We start from the raw sequence: 8319 nt of genomic DNA on the forward strand, positions 1-8319 counted from the left end.
CATCACCGGCGGCAAGGGCGCGGACGTGGTGCTCGACATGGTGGCCGGCGACTACATCGGCCGCGAGATCGAGTGCCTGGCCACCGACGGCCGCCTGGCGCTGATCGCGGTGCAGGGCGGCACCAAGAGCGCCATCGATGCTGGCCTGGTGCTGCGCAAGCGCATCGCCATCGTCGGCTCCACGCTGCGCCCGCGCTCGGTCGACTACAAGACCGTGCTGGCCAAGGAGCTGCGCGCCACCGTGTGGCCGCTGATCGAGGCAGGCCGTGTGCGGCCGGTGATCCACAGCACTTTTCCTGCCGCGCAGGCCGCGCAGGCACATGCGCTGATGGAATCGAGCAGCCACGTGGGCAAGATCGTTTTGAGCTGGTGATTGGACGATGACTACACGACGCAAACTGGTGGTGGGCAACTGGAAGATGCACGGCAGCCACAAGGCCAATGCCGAGCTGCTGGAAGGCCTGCTTATCGCCGGCCCGAGCAATGCCGACATGGCGGTGTGCGTGCCGTTCCCGTTCTTGTCGGAAGTGGCGGTGGCCCTGGCCGCCAGCGACATCCGCTGGGGCGCGCAGGACTGCTCGGCCCATGAGCAGGGCGCCTACACCGGCGAGGTGTCGGCCGCCATGCTGCACGAGTTCGGCTGCCGCTATGTGATCGTCGGCCACTCCGAGCGCCGTGCCTACCATGCCGAGGCCGACCAGCTGGTGGCCGACAAGGCCAAGGCCGCGTTGGGCAAGGGCATCACGCCCATCGTCTGCGTGGGCGAAACCTTGGCGCAGCGCGAGGCGGGCGAGACCGAGGCGGTGGTCAAGCGCCAGCTGTCGGCCGTCATCCACACGCTGGGCCACTGCGTGGGCGAGATGGTCGTGGCCTACGAACCGGTGTGGGCCATCGGCACCGGCAAGACCGCTTCGCCCGAGCAGGCGCAGGCGGTGCATGCGCTGCTGCGTGCGCAGCTGCAGGCGGCCACGCCGCATGCCGGCGCGATGAAGCTTCTGTACGGCGGCAGCGTCAAGCCCGACAACGCCGCAACCCTGTTCGCGCAGCCCGACATCGACGGCGGTCTGATCGGTGGGGCCTCTTTGAAGGCCGCCGACTTCGTCGCCATCTGCCGCGCGGCGCCCTGACAACTTCCTGAGTCACACAAGCATCATGCAAATCTGGATGAACATCGTGCTGGCGGTCCAGCTCCTGACGGCGATCGCGATGATCGGCCTCGTGCTGATCCAGCACGGCAAGGGCGCCGACATGGGCGCCTCCTTCGGCAGCGGCGCCTCCGGCAGCCTGTTCGGCGCCACCGGCAGCGCCAACTTCCTGTCGCGTTCCACCGCCGCCTGCGCCACCGTGTTCTTCGTGTGCACGCTGGCCCTGGCCTACCTGAGCAGCCGCGACCGCATGGCCGAGCCCACCACCGGTGGCACCGTGTTCGATCGCGCGATTCCTTCGGCACCGGCTGGCGACGCCTCGGCGCCCGCTCTCAGTGCACCGGCTTCGGCCGTGCCCGCTGTGCCGGCCGCTTCGGGCTCGGTGATTCCGAAGCCCTGAGCGTGTTCCCCGCATCACGTTGGTGAGAACCCTCGTAGTGCGGGATTTTTCGGGCTAGAATGCGAGGCTCTTCGGTAGCTATACCTCATGCCAGCCGAAGGGTTGTAAAGACAAGTACCGCCGACGTGGTGAAATTGGTAGACACGCTATCTTGAGGGGGTAGTGGCGAAAGCTGTGCGAGTTCGAGTCTCGCCGTCGGCACCACAACATATGGGTTGTAAGGCAAGGTCCTCATCCGGCACTTTGCAGGACAGCGCCCTGAATGCGATGAGCAACACAGGGGACACTGGGCGCGCTGAGTGAACCCACCGGGGTTCCGGCGCGCTTTTTGCTGCCCGGGTGATGACCCGACCAACCCAAGCCAAGAGCCATGGACCTGCAACAGTACCTACCTGTCATCCTGTTCATCCTGGTCGGTATCGGTGTAGGTATCGTGCCGCAGGTGCTGGGTTTCCTTCTCGGGCCGCAACGGCCTGACGTGGCGAAGAACTCGCCCTACGAGTGCGGCTTCGAGGCCTTCGAAGACGCCCGCATGAAGTTCGATGTGCGCTACTACCTGGTGGCCATCCTCTTCATCCTGTTCGACCTCGAAATCGCATTCCTCTTCCCTTGGGCCGTCGCGCTCAAGGAGATCGGCGCCACCGGCTTCTGGGCGATGATGATGTTCCTGACCATCCTGGTCGTGGGCTTCATCTACGAATGGAAGAAGGGCGCCCTCGACTGGGAGTAACTGAAAAATGGGCATCGAAGGCGTTCTGAAAGAAGGCTTCGTCACCACGTCGGTCGACAAGCTGATCAACTGGTCCAAGACCGGTTCGCTGTGGCCGATGACCTTCGGCCTGGCCTGCTGCGCGGTCGAGATGATGCACGCGGGCGCGGCCCGCTACGACATCGATCGCTTCGGCATGCTGTTCCGTCCCAGCCCGCGCCAGTCCGACCTGATGATCGTGGCTGGCACGCTGTGCAACAAGATGGCGCCGGCCCTGCGCAAGGTGTACGACCAGATGGCCGAGCCGCGCTGGGTGCTGTCGATGGGCTCCTGCGCCAACGGCGGCGGTTACTACCACTACAGCTATTCGGTGGTGCGGGGCTGCGACCGCATCGTGCCGGTGGACGTCTACGTGCCGGGCTGCCCGCCCACGGCCGAGGCGCTGCTCTACGGCATCCTGCAACTGCAGGCCAAGATCCGCCGCGAGAACACGATCGCCCGCTGAGCGGCCGGTCACACAGCGCTCCGTCCTTCGCATGACCCAGAAACTCGACAACCTGCAAGCCGCGCTCCAGTCGTTGCTCGGCGACAAGATCAAGACGTTCAAGCGCGAACGCGGCGAGATCACCATCACCGTGGCCGCCGCCGTGTACGCCGAAGTGGCCCGACAGCTTCGCGACGACCCGGCGCTGCAGTTCGAGCAGATGATCGACCTGTGCGGCATGGACTACAGCAGCTGGCAGGACAGCGGCGCCTACGAAGGCCCGCGCTTCGCCGTGGTGGTGCACCTGCTGTCGCTGCAGCACAACTGGCGCCTGCGCCTGCGCGTGTACTGCCCCGACGACGACCTGCCGATGGTGTCCTCGATCAACGAGATCTGGAACTCGGCCAATTGGTTCGAGCGCGAGGCCTTCGACCTCTACGGCATCATCTTCGAGGGTCACCTCGACCTGCGCCGCATCCTCACCGACTACGGTTTCATCGGCCATCCGTTCCGCAAGGACTTTCCGACCACGGGCCATGTGGAGATGCGCTACGACCCCGAGCAAAAGCGCGTCATCTACCAGCCGGTGACGATCGAGCCGCGCGAGATCACGCCGCGCATCGTCCGCGAAGACAACTACGGCGGGCTGCACTGAGCGCCGCTGGCGCCAACAGGTTCCTATGGCAGAGATCAAGAACTACACGCTGAACTTCGGTCCCCAGCACCCCGCGGCGCACGGCGTGTTGCGCCTGGTGCTGGAGCTGGACGGCGAAGTCATCCAGCGCGCCGATCCCCACATCGGCCTGCTGCACCGTGCCACCGAAAAGCTGGCCGAAAGCAAGACCTTCATCCAGTCGCTGCCCTACATGGACCGCCTCGACTACGTGTCGATGATGTCCAACGAGCATGCGTACTGCCTGGCGATCGAGAAGCTGCTGGGCATCGAGGTGCCCGAGCGCGCGCAGTACATCCGCGTGATGTTCAGCGAGATCACCCGCCTGCTGAACCACCTGCTGTGGCTGGGTTGCCACGGGCTGGACTGCGGCGCGATGAACATGCTGATCTACTGCTTCCGCGAGCGGGAAGACCTGTTCGACATGTACGAAGCGGTGTCGGGTGCGCGCATGCACGCGGCCTACTTCCGCCCGGGTGGCGTGTACCGCGACCTGCCGGACGCGATGCCGCAGTACAAGGTCTCGAAGATCCGCAACGCCAAGGCGATTGCGGCGATGAACGACAACCGTCAGGGCTCGCTGCTGGACTTCATCGACGACTTCACCAAGCGTTTCCCGACGATGGTGGACGAGTACGAGACGCTGCTGACCGACAACCGCATCTGGAAGCAGCGCACCGTCGGCATCGGCGTCGTCACGCCCGAGCGCGCGAAGAACCTCGGCTTCACCGGCGCCATGCTGCGCGGCTCGGGCATTGCCTGGGACCTGCGCAAGACCCAACCCTACGAGGTGTACGACCGCCTCGACTTCGACGTGCCGGTGGGCGTGAACGGCGACACCTACGACCGCTATTTGGTGCGTGTCGAGGAGATGCGCCAGTCCAACCGCATCATCCAGCAGTGCGTCGCCTGGCTGCGCCAGAACCCCGGTCCGGTCATCACCGACAACCACAAGGTGGCGCCGCCTTCACGCACGGACATGAAGTCCAGCATGGAAGAGCTGATCCACCACTTCAAGCTGTTCACCGAAGGCTTCCACGTGCCCGAAGGCGAAGCCTACGCGGCGGTGGAACACCCGAAGGGCGAGTTCGGCATCTACCTGGTGAGCGACGGCGCCAACAAGCCGTACCGCCTGAAGATCCGTGCCCCGGGCTTCGTGCACCTCGCAGCCCTCGATGAAATGGCGCGTGGCCACATGATTGCCGATGCCGTCGCCATCATCGGGACGATGGACATCGTGTTTGGCGAGATCGATCGATGAGCCTGTTTTCCGCGGACACCCTGGCCCGCTTTGCCAAGGAAGTTGCCAAGTACCCGTATGAGCAGCGGCAGTCGGCCGTGATGGCCTGCCTGTCGATCGCGCAGCAGGAGCTCGGCTGGGTCTCGCCCGAGAGCGAGCAGGAGATCGCCGACTACCTCGGCATGCCCGCCATCGCGGTGCACGAGGTGACGACGTTCTACAACATGTACAACCAGCAGCCGCTGGGCCGCTACAAGCTCAACGTCTGCACCAACCTCCCGTGCCAGCTGCGCAATGGCCAGCATGCGCTCGAGCACCTGTGCTCGCGCCTGCATGTGGAAGAAGGCGGCACCACCGCCGATGGCCTGTTTACCGTGCAGAAGACCGAATGCCTGGGCGCCTGCGCCGATGCACCGGTGATGCTGGTGAACGACCGGCAGATGGTCAGCTACATGACCGACGAGCGGCTCGACGCGCTGGTCGACACCTTGAAGGCGCAGGCAAAGTGATGATGCCCGACCTTTCCCAGTTCCAGTCCACCGGCCTGGAAACCTGCTTCCACGACCGCCACCTCGGCGCGCAGATCTATGCGGGCCTGAACGGCCGCAACTGGTCCATCGCCGACTATGAGTCGCGTGGCGGCTACCAGGCGCTCAAGCGCATCCTGGGCACCGATGGCGGCGCCGGCATGACGCCCGACCAGGTGATCGCCGACGTCAAGCTCTCGGGCCTGCGTGGCCGCGGCGGCGCAGGCTTTCCCACCGGGCTGAAGTGGAGCTTCATGCCCCGCCAGTTCCCGGGCCAGAAGTACCTGGTGTGCAACTCCGACGAAGGCGAGCCGGGCACCTGCAAGGACCGGGACATCCTGGCCTACAACCCGCACATCGTCATCGAAGGCATGATCATCGCGGCCTACGCGATGGGCATCACCGTGGGCTACAACTACATCCACGGCGAGATCTTCGAGGTGTACGAGCGCTTCGAGGCTGCCCTCGAAGAAGCCCGCGCCGCCGGCTACCTGGGCAACAACATCCTGGGCAGCAGCTTCAGCTTCCAGCTGCATGCGCACCACGGCTTCGGCGCCTACATCTGCGGCGAAGAAACCGCGCTGCTCGAATCGCTGGAAGGCAAGAAGGGCCAGCCGCGCTTCAAGCCGCCGTTCCCGGCCAGCTTCGGCCTGTACGGCAAGCCGACCACCATCAACAACACCGAGACCTTTGCCGCGGTGCCCTGGATCATCCGCAACGGCGGCCAGGCCTACCTCGACATCGGCAAGCCGAACAACGGCGGCACCAAGATCTTCTCGGTGGTGGGCGACGTCAACAAGCCCGGCAACTACGAAGTGCCGCTGGGCACGCCGTTCACCAAGCTGCTGGAGCTGGCCGGTGGCGTGCGCACCGGCCGCCAGCTCAAGGCAGTGATCCCGGGCGGCTCGTCGGCCCCCGTCTTGCCGGCGGCCATCATGAACGAATGCACCATGGACTACGACTCGATCGCCAAGGCGGGATCGATGCTGGGTTCGGGCGCCGTCATCGTGATGGACGACAGCCGCTGCATGGTGCGTAGCCTGCTGCGCCTGAGCTACTTCTACATGCACGAGAGCTGCGGCCAGTGCACGCCCTGCCGCGAAGGCACGGGCTGGCTGTGGCGCATGGTCGACCGCATCGCCAACGGCCAGGGCCGGCCGGAAGACATCGACCTGCTGAACTCGGTGGCGGACAACATCCAGGGGCGCACCATCTGCGCGCTGGGCGACGCGGCGGCGATGCCGGTGCGCGCGATGCTCAAGCATTTCCGCGACGAGTTCGTCCACCTCATCGAACACAAGACTTCCAAGGTCCCGCAGCCGGCTGCGACCGCACAGGCCTGAGGCCGACCGGGACACACAACATGGTTGAAATCGAACTCGACGGCAAGAAGGTCAGCGTGGTCGAAGGCAGCATGGTCATGCATGCTGCCGACGCCGCGGGCACCTACATCCCGCACTTCTGCTACCACAAGAAGCTGAGCATCGCGGCCAACTGCCGCATGTGCCTGGTGGAAGTGGAGAAGGCGCCCAAGCCGATGCCCGCCTGCGCCACGCCCGTGACCAACGGGATGATCGTGCGCACCAAGAGCGACAAGGCGATCAAGGCGCAGCAGGGGGTGATGGAGTTCCTGCTGATCAACCACCCGCTGGACTGCCCCATCTGCGACCAGGGCGGCGAATGCCAGCTGCAGGACCTGGCCGTGGGCTACGGCGGCTCTTCCTCGCGCTACCAGGAAGAAAAGCGCGTGGTCTTCCACAAGGACGTGGGCCCGCTGATCTCCATGGAGGAGATGAGCCGCTGCATCCACTGCACCCGCTGCGTGCGTTTCGGCCAGGAAGTGGCCGGGATCATGGAGCTGGGCATGATCCACCGCGGCGAGCACTCCGAGATCACCACGGTGACCGGCGACACGGTGGATTCCGAGCTGTCGGGCAACATGATCGACCTGTGCCCGGTGGGCGCGCTGACCAGCAAGCCTTTCCGCTACAGCGCCCGCACCTGGGAGCTGTCGCGCCGCAAGAGCGTGAGCCCGCACGACGGCGTGGGCGCCAACCTGATCGTGCAGGTCAAGTCGAACAAGGTGCTGCGCGTGCTGCCGCTCGAGAACGAGGCGGTGAACGAGTGCTGGCTGTCCGACCGCGACCGCTTCTCGTATGAAGCGCTGAACACCCCCAGCCGCCTGACCACCCCGATGATCAAGCAGGGCGGCCAGTGGCAGGCCGTCGACTGGAACACGGCCCTGGGCTACGTGGCCGATGGCCTGAAGCGCGTGAAGGCCGAGTTCGGCGTCGCCGGCATCGGCGCGCTGGGTTCCGCCCAGTCCACCGTGGAAGAGCTGCACCTGCTGGCCAAGCTGGTGCGCGGCCTGGGCAGCGACAACATCGACTACCGCACCCGCCACGCCGACTTCAACCTCGAGCACGGCGGCGTGCGCTGGCTGGGCACCAGCATCGCTTCGCTGTCGACGCTGCAGCGCGCCTTCGTCATCGGCTCGTTCCTGCGCAAGGACCAGCCGCTGCTGGCCCAGCGCATCCGCCAGGCCGCGCGCCATGGCGCGCAGGTGCACAGCCTGGGCGCCGTGAACGACGACTGGCTGATGCCCATGGGCACGCGCCTGGTCGCCGCCCCCAGCGCCTGGGTGGTCGTGCTGGCCCAGGTGGCCGCTGCGGTGGCGGCTGCCACCGGTGCGGTTTCCCCGCTGCCTCTGGACGCCGGCATCGAGCCGACGGACGAGGCCCGTGCCATCGCCACCTCGCTGATCTCCGGCCAGCAGAAGGCCGTGCTGCTGGGCAATGCCGCCGCGCAGCATCCGCAGGCTTCGCAGCTGCTGGCCCTGGCCGGCTTCATCGCGCAGCACACCGGGGCTTCGGTCGGCTACCTCACCGAAGCCGGCAACACCGTCGGCGCGCAGCTGGTGCATGCCATGCCGCGCCAAGGCGGCCTGAACGCCGGCCAGATGCTGTCGCAGCCCATGAAGGCGCTGCTGCTGCTGAACCTCGAGCCCACGCTGGACGCCGCCGATGCGGCCGCCGCCCGTGCCGCGCTGGAAGGCTCGGGTCTGGTGGTGGCACTCACGCCGTTCAAGGACGCGCAGGTCGACAACGCCGACGTGCTGCTGCCCATCGCCCCGTTCACCGA

At 66.0% G+C, this 8319-nt stretch carries 10 protein-coding genes and 1 tRNA gene; all 11 read left to right on the forward strand.

The annotated features are described in order from the left end of the window. Positions 1-373 (forward strand): zinc-binding dehydrogenase (locus ABNT58_RS22930; RefSeq protein ID WP_348755718.1); only part of this gene is annotated, 373 nt, incomplete at its 5' end. A 7-nt stretch (positions 374-380) separates the two neighbouring features. Then, a complete protein-coding gene (gene tpiA / locus ABNT58_RS22935) occupies positions 381-1127 on the forward strand; it encodes a triose-phosphate isomerase (protein ID WP_348755719.1) in 747 nt (248 codons plus the stop codon). 25 nt (positions 1128-1152) lie between these two features. Beyond that, a complete protein-coding gene (gene secG / locus ABNT58_RS22940) occupies positions 1153-1545 on the forward strand; it encodes a preprotein translocase subunit SecG (RefSeq protein WP_348755720.1) in 393 nt (130 codons plus the stop codon). Positions 1546-1664: 119 nt separating this feature from the next. Beyond that, positions 1665-1749 (forward strand) — tRNA-Leu (locus ABNT58_RS22945). A gap of 166 nt (positions 1750-1915) precedes the next feature. Next, positions 1916-2275 carry an NADH-quinone oxidoreductase subunit A gene (locus tag ABNT58_RS22950; protein WP_348755721.1) on the forward strand — a complete coding sequence of 120 codons (360 nt, stop codon included), beginning with the start codon at positions 1916-1918 and terminating at the stop codon, positions 2273-2275. A 7-nt stretch (positions 2276-2282) separates the two neighbouring features. Further along, positions 2283-2759, forward strand: a complete 477-nt coding sequence (locus ABNT58_RS22955) for an NADH-quinone oxidoreductase subunit B (protein WP_046113908.1) — start codon at positions 2283-2285, stop codon at positions 2757-2759. Positions 2760-2790: 31 nt separating this feature from the next. Beyond that, positions 2791-3393, forward strand: a complete 603-nt coding sequence (locus ABNT58_RS22960) for an NADH-quinone oxidoreductase subunit C (RefSeq protein ID WP_348755722.1) — start codon at positions 2791-2793, stop codon at positions 3391-3393. 25 nt (positions 3394-3418) lie between these two features. Further along, positions 3419-4672 (forward strand): NADH-quinone oxidoreductase subunit D, encoded by a 1254-nt coding sequence (locus ABNT58_RS22965; protein WP_348755723.1) that lies wholly within the window; start codon positions 3419-3421, stop codon positions 4670-4672. Further along, positions 4669-5160 (forward strand): NAD(P)H-dependent oxidoreductase subunit E, encoded by a 492-nt coding sequence (locus tag ABNT58_RS22970; protein ID WP_348755724.1) that lies wholly within the window; start codon positions 4669-4671, stop codon positions 5158-5160. Before ABNT58_RS22965 ends, ABNT58_RS22970 begins: the two co-directional genes overlap by 4 nt. A 2-nt stretch (positions 5161-5162) precedes the next feature. After that, a complete protein-coding gene (gene nuoF / locus ABNT58_RS22975; RefSeq protein ID WP_348755725.1) occupies positions 5163-6521 on the forward strand; it encodes an NADH-quinone oxidoreductase subunit NuoF in 1359 nt (452 codons plus the stop codon). Between the two features lie 20 nt (positions 6522-6541). Next, positions 6542-8319: NADH-quinone oxidoreductase subunit NuoG (nuoG, locus tag ABNT58_RS22980; RefSeq protein ID WP_348755726.1), on the forward strand; the 1778-nt coding region annotated here is incomplete at its 3' end.

Source organism: uncultured Aquincola sp. (genome assembly GCF_964001545.1).
Taxonomy (GTDB): Bacteria; Pseudomonadota; Gammaproteobacteria; order Burkholderiales; family Burkholderiaceae_C; genus Aquincola.